The organism is Streptomyces sp. NPDC091649, from assembly GCF_044756785.1.
GTDB lineage: Bacteria > Actinomycetota > Actinomycetes > Streptomycetales > Streptomycetaceae > Streptomyces.
In genome coordinates, this window is sequence record NZ_JBIVTR010000027.1 from 15,959 (window position 1) to 37,843 (window position 21,885).

General features: G+C 70.7%; 20 protein-coding genes and 1 tRNA gene. 8 read left to right on the forward strand and 13 right to left on the reverse strand.

The features are described from left to right. Positions 1-14: 14 nt before the first annotated feature. Complete coding sequence (locus ACIQMU_RS30280; protein ID WP_352243716.1) at positions 15-803, reverse strand: ferritin-like domain-containing protein; 789 nt, start codon at positions 801-803, stop codon at positions 15-17. Between the two features lie 276 nt (positions 804-1,079). Next, on the reverse strand, positions 1,080-2,129 hold the full coding sequence (locus ACIQMU_RS30285; RefSeq protein ID WP_352243715.1) for an LLM class F420-dependent oxidoreductase: 1,050 nt from the start codon (positions 2,127-2,129) through the stop codon (positions 1,080-1,082). A gap of 138 nt (positions 2,130-2,267) precedes the next feature. Here ACIQMU_RS30285 and ACIQMU_RS30290 point away from each other — a divergent pair, with 138 nt between their 5' ends. Together ACIQMU_RS30290 and ACIQMU_RS30295 are read left to right on the forward strand one after the other, a co-directional pair. Further along, a complete protein-coding gene (locus ACIQMU_RS30290) occupies positions 2,268-3,251 on the forward strand; it encodes an aldo/keto reductase (protein ID WP_352243714.1) in 984 nt (327 codons plus the stop codon). Continuing rightward, positions 3,248-5,692 carry a helix-hairpin-helix domain-containing protein gene (locus ACIQMU_RS30295; RefSeq protein WP_402690121.1) on the forward strand — a complete coding sequence of 815 codons (2,445 nt, stop codon included), beginning with the start codon at positions 3,248-3,250 and terminating at the stop codon, positions 5,690-5,692. Before ACIQMU_RS30290 ends, ACIQMU_RS30295 begins: the two co-directional genes overlap by 4 nt. A 174-nt stretch (positions 5,693-5,866) precedes the next feature. Here the strand turns inward: ACIQMU_RS30295 and ACIQMU_RS30300 are convergent, their stop codons facing one another. Further along, positions 5,867-6,538, reverse strand: coding sequence for a hypothetical protein (locus ACIQMU_RS30300; RefSeq protein ID WP_352243712.1), 672 nt, complete (start codon positions 6,536-6,538; stop codon positions 5,867-5,869). A 47-nt stretch (positions 6,539-6,585) separates the two neighbouring features. On the opposite strand from ACIQMU_RS30300, the gene ACIQMU_RS30305 reads away from it, so the two are divergent. Continuing rightward, a complete protein-coding gene (locus tag ACIQMU_RS30305) occupies positions 6,586-6,774 on the forward strand; it encodes a DUF5703 family protein (protein WP_352243711.1) in 189 nt (62 codons plus the stop codon). A 70-nt stretch (positions 6,775-6,844) separates the two neighbouring features. Here ACIQMU_RS30305 and ACIQMU_RS30310 read toward each other — a convergent pair whose 3' ends face one another. The 3 genes from ACIQMU_RS30310 to ACIQMU_RS30320 form a co-directional block, all read right to left on the reverse strand. Then, positions 6,845-7,636: a chaplin gene (locus ACIQMU_RS30310; protein WP_402690122.1), complete on the reverse strand. Its 792-nt coding sequence runs from the start codon at positions 7,634-7,636 to the stop codon at positions 6,845-6,847. 139 nt (positions 7,637-7,775) lie between these two features. After that, positions 7,776-8,009 carry a chaplin ChpH gene (chpH, locus tag ACIQMU_RS30315; RefSeq protein ID WP_015607544.1) on the reverse strand — a complete coding sequence of 78 codons (234 nt, stop codon included), beginning with the start codon at positions 8,007-8,009 and terminating at the stop codon, positions 7,776-7,778. Between the two features lie 152 nt (positions 8,010-8,161). Continuing rightward, positions 8,162-9,496, reverse strand: a complete 1,335-nt coding sequence (locus ACIQMU_RS30320; RefSeq protein WP_352243708.1) for a M20/M25/M40 family metallo-hydrolase — start codon at positions 9,494-9,496, stop codon at positions 8,162-8,164. 184 nt (positions 9,497-9,680) lie between these two features. Between ACIQMU_RS30320 and ACIQMU_RS30325 the strand changes: the two genes are divergently transcribed. Continuing rightward, a tRNA-Leu gene (locus ACIQMU_RS30325) sits at positions 9,681-9,768 on the forward strand. An 88-nt stretch (positions 9,769-9,856) separates the two neighbouring features. Here ACIQMU_RS30325 and ACIQMU_RS30330 read toward each other — a convergent pair. Further along, positions 9,857-11,014, reverse strand: a complete 1,158-nt coding sequence (locus tag ACIQMU_RS30330; protein ID WP_402690123.1) for a tyrosine-type recombinase/integrase — start codon at positions 11,012-11,014, stop codon at positions 9,857-9,859. A gap of 146 nt (positions 11,015-11,160) precedes the next feature. Between ACIQMU_RS30330 and ACIQMU_RS30335 the strand changes: the two genes are divergently transcribed. Then, positions 11,161-12,207, forward strand: coding sequence for a DUF3987 domain-containing protein (locus ACIQMU_RS30335; RefSeq protein ID WP_402690124.1), 1,047 nt, complete (start codon positions 11,161-11,163; stop codon positions 12,205-12,207). Positions 12,208-12,289: 82 nt separating this feature from the next. Here the strand turns inward: ACIQMU_RS30335 and ACIQMU_RS30340 are convergent, their stop codons facing one another. Beyond that, on the reverse strand, positions 12,290-12,919 hold the full coding sequence (locus ACIQMU_RS30340; protein ID WP_402690125.1) for a class I SAM-dependent methyltransferase: 630 nt from the start codon (positions 12,917-12,919) through the stop codon (positions 12,290-12,292). 74 nt (positions 12,920-12,993) lie between these two features. Then, a complete protein-coding gene (locus ACIQMU_RS30345) occupies positions 12,994-13,494 on the reverse strand; it encodes a glycine-rich domain-containing protein (RefSeq protein ID WP_402690126.1) in 501 nt (166 codons plus the stop codon). Positions 13,495-13,815: 321 nt separating this feature from the next. On the opposite strand from ACIQMU_RS30345, the gene ACIQMU_RS30350 reads away from it, so the two are divergent. After that, positions 13,816-14,589, forward strand: coding sequence for a helix-turn-helix domain-containing protein (locus ACIQMU_RS30350; RefSeq protein WP_402690127.1), 774 nt, complete (start codon positions 13,816-13,818; stop codon positions 14,587-14,589). Positions 14,590-14,862: 273 nt separating this feature from the next. Here ACIQMU_RS30350 and ACIQMU_RS30355 read toward each other — a convergent pair whose 3' ends face one another. Further along, positions 14,863-16,749 carry an AMP-dependent synthetase/ligase gene (locus ACIQMU_RS30355; protein ID WP_402690128.1) on the reverse strand — a complete coding sequence of 629 codons (1,887 nt, stop codon included), beginning with the start codon at positions 16,747-16,749 and terminating at the stop codon, positions 14,863-14,865. Between the two features lie 145 nt (positions 16,750-16,894). Continuing rightward, complete coding sequence (locus ACIQMU_RS30360; RefSeq protein ID WP_352243705.1) at positions 16,895-17,803, reverse strand: NADP-dependent oxidoreductase; 909 nt, start codon at positions 17,801-17,803, stop codon at positions 16,895-16,897. 227 nt (positions 17,804-18,030) lie between these two features. Here ACIQMU_RS30360 and ACIQMU_RS30365 point away from each other — a divergent pair, with 227 nt between their 5' ends. Together ACIQMU_RS30365 and ACIQMU_RS30370 are read left to right on the forward strand one after the other, a co-directional pair. Further along, complete coding sequence (locus ACIQMU_RS30365; RefSeq protein ID WP_402690129.1) at positions 18,031-18,879, forward strand: helix-turn-helix transcriptional regulator; 849 nt, start codon at positions 18,031-18,033, stop codon at positions 18,877-18,879. 322 nt (positions 18,880-19,201) lie between these two features. Beyond that, positions 19,202-20,140, forward strand: a complete 939-nt coding sequence (locus ACIQMU_RS30370) for an RluA family pseudouridine synthase (protein WP_402690130.1) — start codon at positions 19,202-19,204, stop codon at positions 20,138-20,140. A gap of 12 nt (positions 20,141-20,152) precedes the next feature. Here the strand turns inward: ACIQMU_RS30370 and ACIQMU_RS30375 are convergent, their stop codons facing one another. Both ACIQMU_RS30375 and ACIQMU_RS30380 read right to left on the reverse strand, forming a co-directional pair. Then, positions 20,153-20,782, reverse strand: a complete 630-nt coding sequence (locus ACIQMU_RS30375; RefSeq protein ID WP_402690131.1) for an MBL fold metallo-hydrolase — start codon at positions 20,780-20,782, stop codon at positions 20,153-20,155. After that, entirely contained in the window at positions 20,782-21,867 is a 1,086-nt protein-coding gene (locus ACIQMU_RS30380; RefSeq protein ID WP_352243701.1) for an S-(hydroxymethyl)mycothiol dehydrogenase, read from the reverse strand. Before ACIQMU_RS30380 ends, ACIQMU_RS30375 begins: the two co-directional genes overlap by 1 nt. Positions 21,868-21,885: the final 18 nt, after the last annotated feature.

The window sequence follows — 21,885 nt, forward strand, 5'->3', positions numbered from 1 at the left end:
CGGTACGGCGGGGCTCAGGCGTACTCGCGTTCCGGTACGGCCGGGCCGCCCAGCGCGTCGCGACGCGACGGCATCTCCAGGCTCACCATGCGCCGCCAGCCGACGAGGCGTTCGTATGCGTACAGCGCGTGGACGCCCGCGGCGAGAACGGCCGCCTTGGGCCGTGACCAGCCGAGCATCCGCCCCATGGCGGCCATCACCGCGAGGCCGACATCGCGGTGGACCCGGATCTCGGCCAGGGCGCACTCGCGCATGGTCCGCTGGATGGTGCGGCCGTGCCCGGCGCGGGCGAGCGCGAGGAGTTCCTCGTGGCAGTAGGCGAGGTGGTCGTCCTCGTCGTGGGAGATCAGCTTCACCGCGCGGCCGATGTCGGGATGGTCGGCGAAGTACCGGCGCAGCAGGCGCATCTGCTCGGAGGCCCGCTGCTCGGTGACGCGGCTGTGGGCCAGATAGGTGATGATGTCGCGCTCGGTGAGCCGCTCCTCGCCCCGCAGCCGGGAGTGCGCGAGGCCGACGCCCTGCTGCTCCAGGAGCATCGTGTAGTCGGTCTCCGGCGGGATCTCGACGGGCGGCAGCCCGCGCCTCTTCAGGAGGGCACGGAAGATCCGGCCGTGCTTGTCCTCGTCGGCGCCGTGCCGGACGATCCTGGGGGCCAGGTCGCGGCTGCCCTCGGGGACGAGGGCGGCGATACGGGCGTTCTCCCAGCCGCCCTGGGCCTCACCGCTCGCGGCGATGGAACAGAAGAGCCGGTAGGACTCGTCGTTGTCCAGGATCTCCTGGAACACGGTCCGTGCTGAGAGCATGGCGGCCACCTCCGTACCGGTCGCCCGCGGAGCCGGCATCCGCGAGGCAGTATTGCGCAGGGAGAGTCAAATGCGCCGCGGGGCGGCCGGCAACCGGAACCGTTCACGGACAGCGCCGCGACGCAGCGGCGTAACTCCTCGGCCCGCGGCGCGTTGTGCCGGGTGACGGCCGTGGCGGGGAAGACCCCCGAGCCCCCACCACGGCCGTAGTGCTGCCCGGCGGTCCGTCCCCCGCCACGGGCGCAGCGCTTCCCGGAAGCGCTGCCCCGGGATCGGTCAGGCGAGGCCGGAGCGCTCCAGGGCGTCCGTGCCGGCGCGCAGGGCGGTGAGCCGCTCCTCCAGGGTGAAGCCCGCCGGGGCGAGGTTGAGCGTGGTGACTCCGGCGGCGGCGTACGCCTGCATCCGCTCGGCGATCCGCTCGACGGGGCCGAGCAGCGCGGTCTGGTCGATCAGCTGGTGCGGCACGGCGGCGGCGGCCCCCGCCTTGTCCCCGGCGAGGTACTTGTCCTGGATCTCGGCGGCCTCCTTCTCGTACCCCATGCGCTGGGCGAGCTGGTTGTAGAAGTTCTGCTTCCGGCTGCCCATCCCGCCGACGTACAGGGCGGTGTACGGGCGGAACATGTCCGCGAGGCCGGTCACGTCGTCGCCGACGGCGAGCGGCAGCGTCGGGCTGACGTCGAATCCCTCCATCGTCTTCCCGGCCTTCTCCCGGCCCGCGCGCAGCGGCTGGATCGCGGTCTCCTCCAGATGCTCGGCGGAGGGGAAGATCAGCAGGGCGCCGTCGGCGATCTCACCGGTCTGTTCCAGGTTCTTGGGGCCGATCGCGGCGATGTAGAGCGGGATGTGCTCGCGCTGGGGGTGCACGGTGAGCTTGATCGGCTTGCCGGGACCCCCGGGGAGCGGCAGGGTCCAGTGCGCCCCCTCGTACGCCAGGCGCTCGCGGGTCATCGCCCTGCGGACGATCTCCACGTACTCGCGGGTGCGGGCCAGCGGCTTGTCGAACTTCACGCCGTACCAGCCCTCGGAGACCTGCGGGCCCGAGACCCCGAGGCCGAGGCGGAAGCGGCCGCCGGACAGCGAGTCGAGGGTGGCGGCGGTCATGGCGGTCATGGTGGGCTGACGCGCCGGGATCTGCATGATCGCGGAGCCGACGTCGATGGACTCGGTCTGGGCCGCGACCCAGGTCAGCACGGTCGGGGCGTCGGAGCCGTACGCCTCGGCCGCCCAGCAGACGTCGTAGCCGAGCCGGTCGGCCTCCTGCGCGACGGCGAGGTTGTCGCCGTCCATGCCGGCGCCCCAGTAACCGAGATTGATGCCGAGCCGCATAACCACTCCCCTTACTGATCAGTAACGTCCCTTTCTCCGGACTCTAGCGCGGGTGGCGGTGATCCGGCAGGCCCGGCGGGCCTCCGGTTGTCCACAGGGCTCCACCCGGTGGGGCCCCGGCCAGTAATCTCAGCGCCCATGGAGCAGAGGCATCTCGGCCGTACCGGCCTTCGCGTGTCCCGGATCGGGCTCGGCACCCTCACGTGGGGCCGGGACACGGACGAGCACGACGCCGCCGATCAGCTCAAGGCGTTCTGGGACGCGGGCGGCACCCTGGTGGACACCGCCGATGTGTACGGGGACGGTGAGGCCGAATACCTGCTCGGGCGGCTCGTCGGCAGCCTGGTCCCCCGGCAGGACCTGGTCATCGCCACGAAGGCGGGCAACGTCCCGGACCCCTGCCGCCGCTTCAACGGCTCGCGCGGGCACCTCCTGGCCGCCCTGGACGCGTCACTGGAACGGCTCGGCACGGATCACGTGGACCTGTGGCAGGTCCACGCCTTCGATCCCGCCACCCCGCTGGAGGAGACGCTCCAGGCGGTGGACCTGGCCGTGGCCTCCGGCCGCGTCCGCTACGCGGGCGTGTCGAACTTCTGCGGCTGGCAGCTGGCGAAGGCCGCCACCTGGCAGCTCGCCGCGCCCGGCGTGCGCACCCGGCTGGCCAGTACGCAGATGGAGTACTCGCTGCTCCAGCGCGGGATCGAGCGCGAGGTGCTGCCCGCCGCGCTGGACCTCGGAATCGGGCTGCTGCCGTCCTCGCCCCTGGGGCGCGGCGTGCTCACCGGCAAGTACCGCCGGGGCACTCCGCCCGGCTCCCGGGGCGCGTCCGAGCGGCTCGCCCCGTTCGTCGAGCCGTATCTCGACGACGCGGCGGCCCGCATCACCGACGCGGTGGCGACGGCCGCGGACGGACTGGCCACGAGCCCGCTCCAGGTGGCGCTCGCCTGGGTCCGGGACCGGCCCGGGGTGGCCGCGCCGATCCTCGGTGCGCGCAACGCCGGGCAGCTCACGGAGGCTTTGTCAGTGGAGGCGCTTAGTCTTCCCTACGAGATCTGCCAGGCGCTCGACGATGTGTCGGCGCCCGTGCACCGCTATCCCGATCAGGACTGGAGCACGCTGTGACTGCGCTTCCCGGGGAGACCCCCGGCACCGTCGGCACGGACACCCCACAGGACGCCGTGTCCACGCCGGACGCCGGTGCCGAAGGCCCCGCGCACGCCGAAGCGCCCGAAGCCCCCGGAGCGTCCGAAGGCACCGAGCCGCCGGAGGAGACCGGGGCGGACGCCTCCGCCCCGGACATTCCCCGCACGGACGTGCCCGGCGCGGACGTGCCCGGCGCGGAGGAGACTCCGGCCGATGCGGCCGGAACGGAGAGCGGGGAGGCCGGGAGCGGGGAGGCCGGGAGCGGGGAGGCCGGGAGCGGGGAGGCCGGGAGCGGGGAGGCCGGGCCCGTCGCCGCGGACGGCACGGCCGAGGGCGGTGCCGACGCGTCGCCCACGGCCGAGCTGTCGGAGGCGCAGGCCGAGCTGGCCGCCCAGCGGGAGCTGCGGGAGCGGATCGAGAAGCGCAAGGCGGAGAAGGCCGCGCCCATCACCGCCGGCACCGGCCTCAGCGGCACGGCCGCCGATCTGCTGGCAGCCGTCCGGGCCGTGGAGAGCGGCGAGAAGGCGGGCACCGCCTTCTTCGACGCGCCCGCTGCCCGCCCTGCCCCCCGGCGGCCGTCCCCGGCGGCCTCGCAGCCGTCCCGGGCCGCCGCGTCCGAGGCCGCTCCCACCGCGCAGGCCGCCTCGCCGGAGGCCCTGGACGCGGTGCGCGCGGTGCTCGCGGAGGGCGGAGCCCCCGAGGCGCTGGCCCGTCCGGCCGTCGGCGCGCTGGGTGAACAGGCCGCCGGGCTGCTGCGCACCGACCCCTGGCGACTGCTGAGCGTGCCCGGCGTGCGGCCGGAACAGGCCGACGGCTTCGCGCGGGCCCTGCTGGGCGCCGAGTGCGGCCCGGACGACGGGCGCAGGACGGCGGCGCTGGTCGGCTGGCTGCTGGAGCGGGCCGCCCTCCAGGGACACACGGCGCTGGACGCCGGGGCCGTTCGGGCGGGGCTCGCGGAGCGTGCGGTGGGCGACCCGGAGGCGGCTGTGCGGGACGCCGTCGAGGAGGGCGTCGCCCTGGTCTTCCACGAAGGCGACGAGCCGGAGCCGGACGACGAAGCGGCGGACGTCGAAGCGGGTGACGACGCGGATGGAGCGGATCGCACGCAGGACGCCGAAGCGGCCGGGGAACCGGCCCGGGTGCTGCTGGGCCTGGACCGCTACGCCCTGGCCGAGGAGAGTCTCGCCGACGGCCTGGCCCGGCTGGTGAACACCTGCGAGAAGGCCGCCGACTGGGCGGAGGCGGCCGCCGCCGCGCCGAGCCCGTCGGCCGCCGAGCTGATCCGTACGGCCGCCGCCGCAGGGCTGGTCGCGCACAGCGGCGGGGAGGCGGCGCGAGCGGAGCCCGCCGCGCTGATCGCGGCGGCGCGCGGCCTGGGCCTGCGGGCGCTGGGCGCCGCCCACAGCGAGGACGGCCGCCGACGCCTCGCGGCGGCCACCGGCGATCCGGACACGGCGGTCACCCTGGCCGGCCTGCTGTCCGGCGCGCAGGGCCCCGGCCGGGACGAGGACGGGGCGCTCGCCCTGGACCTGCTGGTCGTGCTGGACGCCCCGCAGCTGGACGTGGAGGGCGCGGCGGTGCTGGTCGAGGCGCTGGCCGACGGAGTCCGGCTGGTGCTGAGCGGCGACCCGGGCGTGCTGGGCTCGGCGGGCGCGGGGCGGGTGTTCGCCGATGTGCTGGCCTCCCGGGCCTGCCCGCAGGTCGTCTCCCGGACCCCGGACCCCGGGCCGATCGGTGAGCTGGTCTCCGGCGTCGGCATCGGCGAGTTGCACCGGGTCGATGCCCCGGGCAAGGAGGTGGTGATCGTCCCGGTCCGCGACGCCGGCGAGGCCGTCCACCGCACCGTGCAGTTGGTCGCCGACTCGGTGCCCCGGGCGTTCGGCATCCCCGCCGAGGAGACCCAGGTGATCACCGTGGGCCACGGCGGGGCCGCCGGCACCAGGGTGCTGAACGAGGCGCTGAAGCAGCGGCTGAACCCGGGCCCCGGCCGGTTCGGCGGTTTCGACCCCGGCGACCGCGTGGTCCATGTGCCCGCGCCCGGCCGTGCGGTGCCCGGAGTGGTGCGTTCGGCCGACGCCGGGGGGCTGCGGCTGGACTGCGGGGGCGTCCCCGTCGTCGTACCGCAGGAGCGGGTGGAGTCGTCGGTGCGGCACGGCTGGGCCCTCAGCGCCCATCAGGCGGCCGGGATGCGCTGGCCCGCCGCGGTCGTGGTGCTGCCGGGCGACGCCGCGCAGGGGCTCAGCCGGCCGTGGGTGTACACCGCGTTCGGCCGGGGCGAGCGGCATCTGTCCGTGGTCCACGGGGTGGACCAGGCACTCCCGCACGCGGTGGCGCATGTCCCGGCCCAGGAGCGGACGACGCGGCTGCGCCCGCTGCTGGAGGCGCTCCCGACGCCGGACGCGGCTTCCCTGAGCGGCTGAGCCGGTCCGACGGATGCGCTGGTCCGACGACGGTGGGGCCCGGTGCGGTGCGTGACCGGGCCACCGCCGCGTCCGGCGCGGGAGAGGGGGCCCGCAAGCCCCCGGCGGGCGCGCCACGGGCCATGGGCCCGCTCCCGAGGTCAGAGGACGCCCGCCGCGGGCCCGCTCCCGAGGTCAGAGGACGCCCGGGCCCGCCGCGGGGCCGGCGTAGTCCTCGTCCGACTCGTCCTCCTCGTCGAAGACCGCGCTGACGTCGAAGCGGCAGACCACGAGCTCCGGGTCGGCGTCCTCGAACGGGGCGCCGAGCCACTCCCCGGGCTCGGGCGGCGCGTCACCGGCCGAGACCCACAGCGTGGAGTCGCCCTCCTCCAGGCCGAACTCCTTGTGCCGGGAGGCGATCTCGTCCGGTTCGTACTCGCCGAAGAGCACGCCCAGTGCGGCGTGGACGCTGGTACCGATGACCGGGGCGGTGTCCTGCCCGCCGCCCGGACCCGTGTCGAGGTCGGCGAGGCGTTGCGCCTGTGCCAGGAGGCGCGGGGGCTCCGCGACCACGTAGTCGCGCCGGATCAGGACACTGAGCGCGCTGGGCTCCGCGGGACCGGCGTAGGGGGGCAGCGAGTCGTCCGCGCCGGGGATCTCGAAGGGGGTGACTTCGTCGTAGCGGTCGTAGAGGAACTCGTCGTAGACCTCGGCGGCAGCGGCAAGGGCGTTGAACGCGTCGTAGACGGCGGGGTCGTCGTCCCCGCTACGGCGTTCGACCGCGTCGAGGTGACGGTCGATCGCGGCTTTGACCGCTTCGGCGGCGGCACGTACCTCGGCAGCGGTGGGCTGCGCAGCATCAGACATAGTGCAGACGCTATCCGTACCTGGGCTCTGCCCGCACAATAGATGCGATGCCGGAATACGAATTCGTCGACGTGTACGTGCCGCGCGGGGTCTCCCGCAAGGAAGCGGCCCGACTCCTGACCGACCACGCCGAGTACGGACACTGGGAACTGGACCGCCTGACGCTCCGCAGGGACGGCAGCCGCAGGGTGCGGCTGCGCCGACGGATCATCCGGCAGGTACGGGCCACCTGGTGACAGAGAGCGGGCCCCGCGGTCGCGGGGCCCGCTCTCCCTCGTGGGCTACGCCGTGCTGTGCGCGTCCGGGTCAGGCCGCGCTGCGCGATCGCCGGTAGAGAACCGAACCCGCACCGGCGAGCAGCAGTCCGGCGCCGGCCGGGATGAGCAGTTCGAGCCCGCCTCCACCGGTCTGCGCGAGCTGCTCCTCGGGGAAGTGCTGGGGTTCGGGAGCGTTCGGCTCGGGCGGCTGGCCGGCCGGCGGGGTGACCGGCGTCTCCGGCGTGACCGGGGGAACCTCGGGCTCCTCCGGCGGCGGGGGCGGAACCTCCGCGTCGTTGGAGCAGCTGTTGCCGAAGACGGGGTTCAGCAGCCCGCCGATGGTGACGCTGTTCCCGCAGAGGTTCACGGGGATGTCGATCGGCACGGCGACGTTGTTGCCGGAGAGGATGCCGGGCGAGCCCTGGGCCGTTCCCTCTGCCGTGGCGCCGCCGCCCGGCGCCCGGTGACGGCCGGTGCCCGGTTCGGAGTGCCGGTCCGAGGCGGTGGTGTCGCCGGCCTGCGCGCCGCTTCCGGAGCCGCCGGGGACCGTGCGGGTCTCCGGAGCGGCCGAGCGGTCCCCGGATGGGCCGGATTGAGCTGATCCGTTTCCGCAGTCGTTACCGTAGGCGGGGTTGAGCAGACCGCCGACGTTGACGGAGTTGCCGCAGATGTTGACCGGGATGTCGATCGGGACCTGGACCGAGTTGCCGGACAGCACGCCCGGCGAGCCGGACGCCGTGCCGGCCGCTCCGGAGTCGGCGTGGGCGTATCCGCCACTGAGCGCGAGCACTCCGCCCGCCGCCGCCATGGTGATCAGGCCCTTACGAGTGACCTGTCGCATAGGTTCGTTTCCTGCCTTCTGCCTTCCGAAAAACCCCCGGACATGACCGTGCGGGAGCCGAATGCCGAACGGTCCCGGAGCGCATGGGTTGCACTCCGGGACCGGTCGAGCTCAAACCCTTACGGGTTGACGTTCAACGTCACGCGTTGACGCAGGTGTTGCCGAAGGCGGGGTTCAGCAGACCGATCACGGAGACCGTGTTGCCGCACAGGTTGATCGGCACGTGGACCGGGACCTGGACGACGTTGCCGGAGAGCACGCCGGGGCTGCCGATGGCAGCACCCTGGGCGCCCGCGTCGGCGGAAGCCATGCCCGCACCCGCGAGAACGAGGCCACCCGTAGCAGCCGCAACTGCGACGACCTTCTTGATCATTATTCCTCCTAGTTGGAAATGCGGTCCCAGCCGCGGACCGCAAACCTTGTAACGAGGAGGCTGGGGCGGGGCTACGTGTGAACGGCTCGTTTCACTCGTTCGGACATGTCCGTACAGGTGGACGAATCAGTGGTGAATCGGTCAAGGCGCGGTCAGGAATGGTCGATGAACCGGTCGAGCACCCGCACGCCGAACTGCAGGCCGTCGACGGGGACCCGCTCGTCGACGCCGTGGAACATTCCGGCGAAGTCCAGCTCCGGCGGCAGCTTGAGCGGGGCGAAGCCGAAGCCCCGGATGCCCAGGTCGTCGAAGGACTTGGCGTCGGTGCCGGCCGAGAGCATGTAGGGCACGGCGCGGGCGATCGGGTCCTCGGCGACCAGCGCGGTCTGCATGGCGTCGACCAGGGCGCCGTCGAACGTGGTCTCCAGGGCCTTGTCCGCGTGCACGTCCTCACGCCGGACGTTGGGGCCGAGGATGCGGTCCAGGTCGGCCAGGAATTCCTCCTCGTACCCCGGCAGGTAGCGGCCGTCGACGTGGGCGGTCGCCTGGCCCGGGATGACGTTGACCTTGTAGCCGGCGCCGAGCTGCGTGGGGTTCGCGGTGTTCTGGAGGGAGGCGCCGATGAGCTTGGCGATGCCGCCGAGCTTGGCGAGCGTCTCGTCCATGTTCTCCGGGTCCAGCTCGGTGCCCAGCGCGTCCGAGAGCTCGTCCAGGAAGTGCCGGAGCGTCTTGGTGACCCGCACCGGGAACTTGTGCCGGCCCAGCCGCCCGACCGCCTCGGACAGCTCGGTGATGGCGTTGTCCCGGTGGATCATCGAACCGTGTCCGGCGGTGCCGTCCACGGTGAGCTTCATCCAGTGCATGCCCTTCTGGGCCGTCTCCACGAGATACAGCCGCAGGTTCTCGTTGACGGTGAACGAGAAGCCGCCGACCTCGCTGATCGCCTCGGTGACGCCCTCGAAGAGTCCGGGGTGGTGGTCGACGAGGTAGCGCGCCCCGTACGTCCCGCCGGCCTCCTCGTCCGCGAGGAAGGCGAGCACGATGTCGCGCGGGGGCTTGCGGCCGGTGCGCATGCGCTCGCGGACGACCGCGAGGGTCATCGCGTCCATGTCCTTCATGTCGACCGCGCCCCGGCCCCAGACGCAGCCGTCCGCGATCTCCCCGGAGAACGGGTCGTGGGTCCAGTCCGCGGCGTTGGCCGGGACGACGTCGGTGTGCCCGTGGATGAGGAGCGCCGGGCGGGAGGGGTCCTCGCCCTCGATCCGGGCGACGGTGGAGGCCCGCCCCTTGTGCGACTCGAAGATCTGCGGCTCCAGACCGACCTCCGCGAGCTTCTCCGCGACGTACTCGGCCGCGAGCCGCTCACCGGGGCCGGAGTGGTCGCCGTAGTTGCTGGTGTCGATCCGGATCAGGTCACGACAGAGGTCGACGACCTCCCTCTCGGCGCTGCCGCCGGTGACGGCCTTGCCCGTGCTGCTCTCGCTCACGCTCGTTCCTTCCACTGTCACTGTGGTGCTCCTCCTCATCCTCCCGCGCCCACGGCGTACACCCAAGGCCGCGCACGCCCCGTCACACACCGTTCACCGCCCTCGGGGCGTGATCGAGCACCCTCGAATGTTTGCTATGGTTTTCCACGTCGGAACGGGCACGGGCCCGCGAGACAGACACCTTGTCCGGGTGGCGGAATGGCAGACGCGCTAGCTTGAGGTGCTAGTGCCCTTTATCGGGCGTGGGGGTTCAAGTCCCCCCTCGGACACCAGCTAAGACCCCACTTCACGTGGGGTTTTTTGCTTTGCCGGACTGTGGCGTGACCAACCACGTGACCAACAGCCGAGCGATTCCCCAGGTCAGACCAGGGATGACAGGCCGAGTCGGCCCGCTCCGGAGGCGGCGAGCTTCCGCGCTCCGTCCTTACGTGAGTGCCCGTACCGGGCCATGGTGTAGCCCGGCGAGTGGTGCCGGACGTTCGCGGAGACCTCTACCGGGTTCTCCCCGGCCTCCAGATCGTTCGTGACCTTGCTGTGCCGCCAGTCGTGAATCCGGAAGTCCTCCGGCAGCTTCAACCGGGTACGCAGGGTGCGCCACCGCGCGGAGACCTTTTCAGGGTCCTGCGGCCCGCCTGCCTCGCCCCGGTAGAGCTTGAAGCCGTCACGGGCGAACACCAGGTCATGATCGACCCATGCGGAGCCGAGCCGCTTACGCTCGGCGTCCTGGCGCTCCTTCTGCCATTTCAGGACGTTCATCACGGACTGATCCACATAGATCACGGCGTTGTCGTCGCCGTCCTTGGTGAGCTTCCGGAGACGGTAGGTGTTCCCCTCTTCGACCACCACCCAGCCCAGTTCGATGGACCCTTCATCCCACTTCACGAGGGACCACTTCATGCCCAGGGCTTCACTGCGCCGGACACCCGTAGCGGCGTAGACGGTCCACAGGGGAGCGTCCCGGAGACAGTGATGAGTCAGGCCGCCGTCACAGGCCCGCTTGCCGCAGGGCTCCCACACCGAGCCCAGGAACCGCCCTGTCTGGTCGTCGTCCACGGTCGGATACCTCTGCTCCTGTGCCCGTATCTGCCGCGCGGTGGGCGGGTGCGCCGTCGCCGCCGGGTTGGCCGGTATCAGCTTCGGCACGGCCGCCCCAAGGGCACCGGAGAGGATGTTGTGGATGTGCCGGACGCTCTTGGCCCCCAGCGGCTTCCCCTTGTTGGTCGGACACGGCACGGTCTCCAGGAGCCGGTACAGATCGTCAAGGGTGTCGTCCGTGACCTCGGACAGCTTCACGCCGCCGATGTACGGCTTGATGTGCAGGCGGATCTTCGTCTCGTATCCGGCCACGGTCGTTCCCTCCTTCCTGTGGTTCGCCAGCCACTTGTCCAGCCAGTCACCCAGCTTCATGTCCGAGCGGGACGCGACCTTGCCCGCATCGTGATCGGTGTGCCACTTTCGCAGCGCCTTCTCTGCTGCCGTCTTGGTCGGGTACTCGCGTCCGATCCAAAGGCTCGGCACTCCGAGCCGCGCAACACATCCTGGACAAGCCGGTTGGCCGCTTCCTGGCCACCCACTCCACATCCGGCATCACCTCCGGGGCCAGTCTGGTCAACCACCTGTGGAACCAACAGGAAGCCACCGCAGAGACAGAGGCCGGGCGCGACGTGCGCACCCTGGTGGTCGAAGAGGAATGGTCGGAAGTCCTCCGCAGGGTCAAGCGCGACCCCTCCTTCACCACCAAGCTCCGCGCGGCGTGGGACGGGGCAACGCTCCGCAACACCACCAAGGAAGAGGCACAGGAAGTACGCGACCCCGCCATGGTCATGCACTGCCACGTCACCCCGTCCGACTGGACCAAGTACGTAGGCGAATCAGAAGCAGCGGGCGGCTCCTACAACCGCATCCTGCCCTTCCTCCTCCGTTCCGTCCCGATGCTGGACGACGACCGCGTCAGCCTGCCCCAAGTGGACGGCAGCGAACTGTCCGATGCCTACGGGTGGGCCACCGCACGCCCCCGCGTGATCACACTCTCAGAAGACGCCCGCCCGCTGTGGCGGATCGTCCGCCGCTACGCCCGCATCCTGGGTGAGACTCTGCCGGAGGGGCAGGCAGTGTTCATCGAGCGGACCGCAGAGCAGACCCTCAGGGTTGCTGCCTGCCTGGCCGCTTCCGAGTGCTCCGAGTCCATCACGGAAGAGATCCTGTCGGCCGCGTTCAGTCTGGTCCGACGCTCCGTCCAGGACACCGTGCGGATCACCAAAGGGGCCACGTCCCCGAAGACGAACCGTCAGCCCCTCAGCCTCACCGACAAAGTCCGGGCCCGCATCGAACTGCACGGAGGACGGGCCACGTCCTCACAGGTACTTCCGTACGTGGGAGCCACCGCCGGTGAGGTCAAGGCACTTCCCGGAATCAGGGTGACCCTGGAACGGTCGGGAAAGACAGGCCGCCCCGCCACCGTCTTCACACTCCGCGATGACAGTTCCGTTCACGCTGTGCCCCAGCCGGCCAGCGCGGACCGTAAGCAGAACCGAAGCGACGTTTCCTGCAGCCCTCTGTCGCGGCCGGCTGCCCCAGAGTGTGATGAGAAGCGCGCCACGGTCGTACAGATCGACACTTACAGAACAGTACCGAAGCAGTCACCGGAGCCCGCGCCAGCGAAGCGGCCGGAACCGGCCAGAGGTCCCAACCCCTTCCACGCACTCCTCTGATCACCCGAACAAACCAAATGAACGCCCCTGCCACGAATGGCAAGGGCGTTCCCCGTTGGCCAGTGGCCGCCGTCGTGCGCGGTCAGCGTGCCAGCGCGCGTACGAGCATCGTGCCCACGGTCCTGCCCTGCGGCGGATCGATTAGTGATGCTGACACTGCCGCGAATCCGTGGCTTGTGAGCAGGTGTTCCCATGCGTCGAGGCTGTGGTTGTGACGCAACCCTGCCCCGCCTGGTTTCACGTCTTGACTTCCGGCGGGGAGGTGGGAGAACGCGAGAGTGCCGCCCGAAGCCATACGGGATCGAATCAGCGGTAGCAGGGTGTGCGGCTCGACGAACCACACGGCACCAAAGATGGAGAGCACGACGTCAAAGGTCTCGTCCGTCTCGCTCAGGAAGGCCGTTGCCTCTGCCGTGCGGAACTCAATACCTGTCAGACCGGCCCAGCGTTCCTTTGCGACCGTTTCGCGGGCAGGTGCAATGTCCACTCCCAGACCCGTCGCACCGAGCGTGACCAGGTGTGCCAGGTTGCTCCCGCTGCCTGAGCCGAGTTCCAGCACCCGACGTCCGGCGACGGGGCCTAGAACGCCCTCGTTCGGCCCGTGATCGGCGTACTGAGTCCAGTTCAGCCACGTCGTCTCGCCCGTGGCGTTCACTGCCCTGCGCGGCTTGCTTCCGACCGCGTATTTGTCCCAGGACTCAGCCAATGACATGCGGTGATCCTTTCCAGCAGAAGGGGCCTACTCCCAACGTACGGGGTAGGCCCCAACTCAACGTCTATGCGGCTTTACTTGGGTGAGTCGTGGCACCCGGCGTGGCACTGGTTGCAGTTGGCTGCACTCTCCATGCCCCACAGGTCGGGGTCGATCTCGAACCCGACCGCCTTGATGGCCTTGATCGTCTGCTCCAGGACCAGCGGGCCACCGGTCCTGGAGTCGTGCCCGTCCCGCGTCGCCTCGTCGTCGCTGAGGCATTGGACCCCGGCAGCCGTTCCCGGAAGCTCGGGGACGTGGTGGATGTACCGACCGAAGTGCCGGTTGGTGAAGTGGTGGTACGGGATCGAGTCGAGCATGAACGAGTGCCATGCCTCGTCCACCTGCTCGGACGGGCCCATGAGAAGGTCCGGGTTCTCGCCGCACGTGACCAGGTAGGCGATGGCCTGCCCGAACTTGGCTTCCGCCAGTTCGCGTGTGTTCTCCGGGTTCCGGAGGAGAAGGGCTACTTCCCGCTCCCACACGTCCGGCGTGACGTACGTCTTCGGGTCGCGGATCACTACTGCCGTATTCATGCTGGCTTGCCTCCACGTAGTTGGATGTCCGACGTGCTCCGTTCATGCCGTCCGCCTCTGCACCTGGGACACAGGCACGGGGGCATCACGCCAGTCGCGAGGGGCTCCCCGCCCTCACCCTCGTACAGGGTTCGCGGCTCGGTCTGCGTACCGTCGGCTGTCACCTTGTAGGCGCTGATGCGGATGGCCATGTCGACCATGCTCCGGATTAACCTCGACCATCGCGGCGACGTTCGAGGCGACCCTCGGGCGTCATGTCGGTGTCACTCAGAGGGCGTCAAACCGGTGTCATTCGAGGTGCTGCGTGGCTAGCCTCGGACCATGACGACTACGCCCGAGCGTGACCGAGTTCCCAACGACGTACTCACCTCCGTACGCAAGTCGATGAACCTGAGCCAAGACGAGTTCGCCCAGGGATTACGTGGCGCGGGGGAAGAACTGGGCGAACCGAACGACGCTTCCAAGCGACTCGTGCAACGCTGGGAGTCCGGGAAGACCAGGACGTGCCGCCCCCTGTACGCGCGAGCGTTGAAACAGTTCACTGGCCGCGCCTCCGAGTCGCTGGGGTTTGCGATCCCTACGACACGCGTCCACTCAGACGGCGCAGGAGGCCACGACATGGAAGCTGGAGAAGTCGGCACGACCAGTGCCGTCACAAGCCCGGATCCGGAGACGCAAGGCGAGTACGCGGGGATCTGGCTGTCTCGGTACGAGTTCTACTCGTCCAGCCGTGACGAGACTTTCGACTGCAAGCACCATGTCGTGATGGTGCAGCACGGCAACAGGCTCACAGCCCAGAGTCTGCCCGGAGCGTCGACTAACCCGGACAGTCCTCTGTCTCTGGACCTGTCCGTGGACCGGAACATCATCACAGGCACGTGGACGGAACAGACGGCGGTGGACGGCTACTACCACGGCGCCCGTTACCACGGTGCCGTCCAGCTTCTGATCGAGCCGACAGGCCGACGTATGACAGGCAAGTGGGTCGGGTTCGGGAAGGACTTCGACGTGAACACTGGACCCTGGGAGCTTCGCCTACTCGACCGCTCCACGGGACGGGCCAGCGTCGAAAGGTACTCGGCTTCCCCAGAGTGAGCGGAGGGTTGGTCACGTGGCCAACGCATGACCAACAGCGGTCTGAAACGGCCCGAAACAGCAGGTACGCATGACCAACCCTGGTGGTCAAGAAGTGGGCCTCTGGGGTACGTTTCCCCAGGTCAGACACGAAGAGGGCTGGTGCCCGAGTGGAGAGTTCAAGTCCCCCCTCGGACACCAGAGTCAAACGACCGAATGAAGCCGGTCAAAGCGACACTTCGTCGCTTTGACCGGCTTCGTTGTTGTGGTGGATGTGATCCGGCCCGCTGCGGGTCATGCCTCGCGGGCGCCCTCATACATTCCGTCGATGACCTCGGCGTACTCACGCTCCACGACGGGCCGTTTGACTTTGAGGCTCGGGGTGAGTTCGCCGTGCTCGATATCGAGGTCACGCGGAAGCACGGTGAACTTCTTGACCGTCTGCCACCGCTGCAGGTCGACGTTGACCTGTTGGACGAAGCCGTTGATCAGCTCGTGGGCCTGCGGCGAGGTGACGATCTCGGCATACGCCCGGTCGCCGAGGCCCTGTGACGCCGCCCACGACGTGATCGTGGTCTCGTCCAGGGCGATCAGGGCGGAACAGAAGTTGCGGCCGTCGCCGATGACCAGGATGTTGCTGACGAACGGGCAGACGGCCTTGAAGCGGCCCTCGATCTCGGAGGGCGCCACGTACTTGCCGCCCGAGGTCTTGAACACGTCCTTCTTGCGGTCGGTGATCCGGACGTAGCCGTCCTTGTCCACCTCGCCGATGTCACCGGTGCGGAACCAGCCGTCGCTCTCCAGGACCTCCGCGGTCTTCTCCGGAAGGTTGTGGTAGCCGCGCATCACACCGGGGCCCCGCAACAGGACCTCGCCGTCCTCGGCTATGCGGACCTCGGTGCCGGGCAGTGGCTTGCCGACCGTGCCGACCCGGTAGTCCTCTGCGGGGTTGACGGTGCAGGCGGCGCTGGTCTCGGTGAGGCCGTAGCCCTCAAGGACGTGCACACCCGCGCCGGCGAAGAAGTAGCCGATGTCGGGAGAGAGGGCGGCACTGCCCGAGACGCTGCCGCGCAGGTTGCCCCCGAAGGCCGCGCGGATCTTGCCGTACACCAGCCTGTCGGCGACGGCGTGCCGCACGGCGAGCGGCAGGGGCACCCTGCGCCGTCCGGTCGCCGCCCTGCTCTCCTGTTCTGTCCGGGCGTGGTCGCGTGCGACCTTCGCCGCCCAGAGGAAGATCTTGTACTTGGCTCCTCCCTCGGCTCGCGCCCGGCCCGCGATGCCGTTGTAGACCTTCTCGAAGATCCGCGGCGCCGACGCCATCAGGGTGGGCCGGACGGCGGGCAGGTTGGTGATGATCCGGTCGATCCTCCCGTCCACCGCCATCACATGGCCGGTCCTGACCTGACCGGCGATCAGGGCCTTGCCGAACACATGGGACAACGGCAGCCACAGGAACTGCACGTCGTCGGAGCGCAGCAGACCGCTGGCCTCCTGGGCGACCCCCTGGTACGACCAGCAGTCGTGCACCAGGCGGACGCCCTTGGGGCGGCCCGTCGTGCCCGAGGTGTAGATCAGGGTGGCGAGCTGTTCCCGCTCGATGGCCCGGACCGTCTCCTCGACCGCATCCGGGTGCTCGTCCAGGTACGCCGTACCCCGCTTCTCCAGCTCGGCGAGGGAGAGTACCTCCAGCCCCTCCACCTGAGGGAGGTCCGCCCCGGGATCGAAGAGGATCGCGTGGCCCAGCCCGGGCAGGCGCTCGAGGTCGGAGGCGACCTTGTCCAGCTGGACCGCGTTCTCCACGAAGATCGCCCGGCTGCCGGAGTCGGAGAGGATGTACACCGTCTCGTCGGCATGGGTACTGGGGTAGACCGCGGTGGTCGCGGCGCCCGCGCACATCGCGCCCAGGTCGGCCAGGATCCACTCCAACCGGGTGGAGGAGGAGATCGCCACCCGCTCCTCGGGCCGCACCCCCAGGGCCAGCAGACCCGCCGCGATCGCCCTGACGCGTTCGGCGGTCTGCGCCCACGTCAGGGAGTGCCATCGCTCCGCGTCGGCAGGGCCGTCGCCTGCCGGCACGGGATAGCGGTACGCCTCCTGGCCGGGCGCGGCCTCGACCCGTGAGAGAAAGAGATGCGCCACGGATACCGGGCGGTCGTCGACCAGGGACTGCGCGGAACTCACATTGACCTCCGGGCCCGGGGGCGCCTGTCTTCGGGTGGTTTACTGGCAGGTAACTCGCTAGCGGTGGTCACCCTATGGGGAAGACCGCCCGCGCGTAAGGGGGTGGGAGCGGGTCGGCTCGGGCCGAGGTCTCCGCGACCCCCGGTCAGAGGCTGAGCACGAGCTTGCCGCGGACCTGGCCGGTCCTGCTGATCAGCTGGGCTTCGGCCGCCTTCTCCAGGGGCAGGGTGTCCTGGACCTCGACCTGGACCGCTCCTGAGTCGATGAGCTGGCCGATGTGGCGCAGCGCCTCCCCGTCCGGAGCGACGATGACGCGCCGCCCCGTGACACCCGGAACGCGGTAGGTCTCGTCGATCGGTTCCGGCAGAGTGATGAGCACGCCGCCCGGACGCAACAGTCGCCACGACTCCTGCTGCGTCCGGCCGCCGACGGTGTCGATGACGACGTCGACCGGCTCGACGCCGTGCTGGTCGTCCGCCGTGCGGTCCAGGGGCTCGTCGACGCCGAGTCGGCGCAGAAAGCCGAGGTTGCGCGGTGAAGCGGTGGCCGTGACATGCGCCCCGCGGGCCTTGGCGAGCTGAACGGCGAAGTGGCCGACCCCGCCCGCGCCACCGTGGACCAGGACGCGCTGACCTGCGGTCACCTGTGCGGCGTCGAGCGATTGCCAGGCGGTCAGGGCCGCCAGCGGAACGGCCGCCGCTTGCGCGAACGACAGCTCGACGGGCTTGGGGGCCACGGCTGAGACCGGCAGGACGGCGAACTCCTGATAGGCCCCGGCGTACGGCAGGGGGAGCATGCCGTACACCTCGTCACCGACAGCCGGGCCGTCGGCCGTCGTCGTCGCTACGACCGTCCCCGCCACATCCCAGCCCATGCCCAGGGGAAAGAGGCGGTCCGTGCCGACTGTTCCCTCACGGAACTTCCAGTCGACGGGGTTCACCCCGGCGGCCCGCACCTGGATCAGGAGCTGCCCGTCCGCAGGGGACGGTACCGGCTGCTCGGTCAGTTCCAGGACGCTTTCGTCGCCGTGGCGGGAGAAGGTTACTGCTCGCATGACCGGTGCTCCAAGGGGCGAGAACGAGCCGGCACCGCTGGCGGCGACGGCCGTGCGCGATGCGCACTGAGCTCAACCGTGGGCCCCGGGCGCCCGGCTGACCAGTACCCCGTCAGTACCCCCCTGTATGCGGTGGGGAAGGGGGCAGCGCCCCAGGGAGGGCATACTGACGCCGGAGGCGCGGGGGCAGACGGCGTCCCGCTGTGCCGAGATGATCCGGAGGAGCCGTGAAGCAGGCACGTGAGTTGGGCGGGTTTCTTCGCTCACGGCGGTCGCACGTCACGCCTGAGGCCGCGGGCGTTTCGGCGCTGGGCCGGCGGCGGGTGCCGGGGCTCCGCCGCGAGGAGGTGGCGGGACTCGCCGGAGTGAGCACCGTCTACTACACGCGCCTGGAGCAGGGGCGGGCGACCAACCCTTCGGACGCGGTGCTGGATGCCTTGGCCCGCGTGCTGCGGCTGGACGCGACCGAGCGGGCCCACCTGCACGATCTGGCGCACCCTCCGCAGCGTCGGCCGGCCGAGTCGCCGCACCCCGGAGCCCGACGGGTCCGTGCGGACGTCCGTCGACTGCTGGACGCGGTTGGCGCCGTGCCCGCCTACGTCCTCGATCCCGGCATGGACGTTCTCGCCGCCAACGAACTCGCTCTGGCCCTGGTCCCCGGGCTGTCCGGTGCGCCGGCAGGCGGACCGAACATCGCCCGTCACATCTTCCTGGACACCTCGGCACGCAGCCTGTACCCGCAGTGGGATCAGCTCGCCCGTCAGACCATCGGCTACCTGCGCTTCTCCGCCGCCCGTCACACACACCACTCCCGTCTGAGGCACCTGGTCGCCGAGCTCAGCGCGCGTAGCCCCGAGTTCCGGATCCTGTGGGCGGCCCAGGACGTCCGGGAGAAGACGTACGGCACCAAGAGCTTCGACCACCCCGTGGCCGGGAGGTTCGACCTCGCGTACGAAACCCTCTCCCTCCCCGGCGACGAGGGCCAGTCGCTGGTCGTCTTCACGGCTGTCCACAGCACCGCGGAGAGCGCGTTGAAGCGGCTGAGCGGTTCGCCGAGCGCATGCCCTCAGCCGTAAGGAAGGAGCTTTACGGACAGGGGCATACCGCGTCGGACCTCGAACTCTGAAACATGTCGGTGTGCCCCCTCGCGCCTCTCTCCTGCGCAATGGACGAGCCCGGGCGAGCGCTGCGTCGTCGTACACACCGTGTTCCGGCAGAATCCTGGGAAGTGATCCTGTTCGAGCCGGGGCCGGCTATCTGCGGCGGGGTTCATCAGCGCAGGCCAGGGGATATCGTCGGTTGGCCACCAGCAGGAGCCCCAGTTCAGCGGGGTCCCTTTGCGCACCGCTGCCGCGCCACCGGTGACGCGGCAGCGAGCGGACACGGAGAGGGGTGACGATGCGGGGTCGCAGGAAGCCGCCTCCCTCGCCTCTCCCCCAGCATGCCGGGATCGACGCGGTGCGGGTGCGGTTGCCGGAGGACCCCGAGGGCGTCTGGGGGTGCGTCGGGGAGTATCTGGTCGAGCGGTTCGGCGGGGCGATCGGGGCCGCGCGGGTGGCGGAGATGCTCGACGGGGGGCGATTCGTGGGAGCCGACGGGGTGGCCGTGCGGGGCGGTGAGCCGTACGCGGCCGGGCGGTGCCTCTGGTTCCACCGGGACTTCGTACCCGAGGAGCCGGTGCCCTTCCCGGTGGGGGTCGTGTATCGGGACGAGCGTCTCGTGGTCGCCGACAAGCCGCACTTCCTGGCGACCATGCCCCGGGGGCGGCACATCACCGAGACGGCGGTGGCCCGGCTGAGGCGGGAGCTGGAGCTGCCCGCCCTGCAGCCCGCGCACCGGCTGGACCGGCTGACGGCGGGGCTCGTGCTGTTCGTGGTGCGGCCCGAGGACCGGGGCGCCTACCAGACGCTGTTCCGGGACCGGCTGGTGCGCAAGGAGTACGAGGCGCTGGCTCCGTACGACCCGGCCCTGGCGCTCCCCCGGACCGTACGGATCCGGATCGTGAAGGAGCGCGGGGTGCTCGCCGCCCGCGAGGAGGCGGGCGAGGCGAACAGCGAGAGCCGGATCGAGCTGGTGGAGCACCGGGGCGCGCTCGGGCGCTATCGGCTGCTGCCCGCCACGGGGCGGACGCACCAGCTGCGGGTCCACATGAATGCCCTGGGGCTGCCGATCGTGCACGATCCGCTGTATCCGGTGGTGGAGGAAGAGGGGGCCGCTGACGACTTCTCGCGGCCGTTGCAGTTGCTGGCCCGCGTGCTGGAGTTCACCGATCCGGTCGGCGGGGAGCCGCGCCGCTTCGAGAGCGGGCGGCGGCTCTCCGCCTGGCCGGACCGGTGACGTACGCGGTCGTCAGTGGCCGCGCTTGATCCACTCGTCGAGCTGCGGGGCCTCCGCGCCGATGGAGGTCTGGTCTCCGTGGCCCGTGCGGACGGCGGTGTCGCCGGGCAGGGTGAGCAGCCGGTCCCGGATCGAGTCGATGATCGTCGGGAAGTGAGAGAAGGACCGGCCGGTGGCGCCGGGGCCGCCCTGGAAGAGGGTGTCGCCGGTGAAGACGGTGGCCAGGGCCGGGGCGTAGAGGCAGACCGCGCCGGGCGCGTGGCCCGGGGTGTGCAGGACCGTGAGGGCGGTTCCGGCGACGGTCAGTTCCTGGCCGTCGGACAGGGTGCCGTCCGGGGCGCGGTTCGGGTGGGTCTGCTGCCAGAGCGGCAGGTCGTCCGGGTGGAGCAGGATCGGGGCGCCGGTGGCGTCCGCGAGGGCGGGGGCGGCGTCGATGTGGTCGTTGTGCGCGTGGGTGCAGACGATGGCGCGCAGCGTACGGCCGCCGAGCGCGGCCTCGATGGCGGCGGCGTCGTGGGCGGCGTCGATGACGATCGCCTCGTTGTCGTCGCCGACGATCCAGACGTTGTTGTCGACGTCCCACTCGCCGCCGTCGAGGGCGAAGGTGCCGGAGGTGACCAGGTGGTCGATGCGGGCGGTCATCAGAAGACCACCACCGAGCGGAGGACGTCGCCGTCGTGCATGCGGGCGAACGCCTGCTCGATGTCGCCCAGGCCGATGGTCTCGGTGACGAAGGCGGCGAGGTCGAGGCGGCCCTGCTGGTGGAGGTCGACGAGCATCGGGAAGTCGCGGGAGGGCAGGCAGTCGCCGTACCAGGAGGACTTGAGCGAGCCGCCGCGGCCGAAGACGTCCAGGAGCGGCAGTTCGAGCTTCATGTCCGGGGTGGGGACGCCGACGAGGACGACCGTTCCGGCGAGATCACGGGCGTAGAAAGCCTGTTGGTAGGTCTCCGGGCGGCCGACGGCCTCGATGACGACGTCGGCGCCGTTGCCGTCGGTGAGGGCTCGGATGGCCTCGACCGGGTCGGTGGAGCGGGAGTTGACGGTGTGGGTGGCGCCCATCTTCTTCGCCGTCTCCAGCTTGCGGTCGTCGATGTCCACCGCGATGATCTTCGCCGCGCCGGCCAGCCGGGCCCCGGCGACGGCGGCGTCGCCGACGCCGCCGCAGCCGATGACCGCGACGGAGTCGCCGCGACCGACCTGGCCGGTGTTGATGGCGGCGCCGATGCCCGCCATGACGCCGCAGCCGAGCAGTCCGGCGACGGCCGGGGAGACCTCGGGGTCGACCTTGGTGCACTGGCCGGAGGCGACGAGGGTCTTCTCGGCGAACGCGCCGATGCCCAGCGCGGGCGCCAGCTCCGTGCCGTCGAGCAGCGTCATCTTCTGCCGGGCGTTGTGGGTGTCGAAGCAGTACCAGGGGCGGCCGCGCAGGCAGGCGCGGCACTGGCCGCACACGGCACGCCAGTTGAGGACGACGAAGTCGCCGGGGGCGACGTCCGTGACGCCGTCGCCGACCGACTCCACGACGCCGGCGGCCTCATGGCCGAGGAGGAAGGGGAACTCGTCGTTGATGCCGCCCTGCTTGTAGTGCAGGTCGGTGTGGCACACGCCGCACGCCTGGATCTTCACGACCGCCTCGCCGGGGCCGGGGTCCGGGATCTGAATCGTCTCGACCCTGACCGGCTCGTTCTTCCCCGGTGCGATGACCCCTTGCACCTGCTGCGCCATAACCGTGCTCTCCCTGCT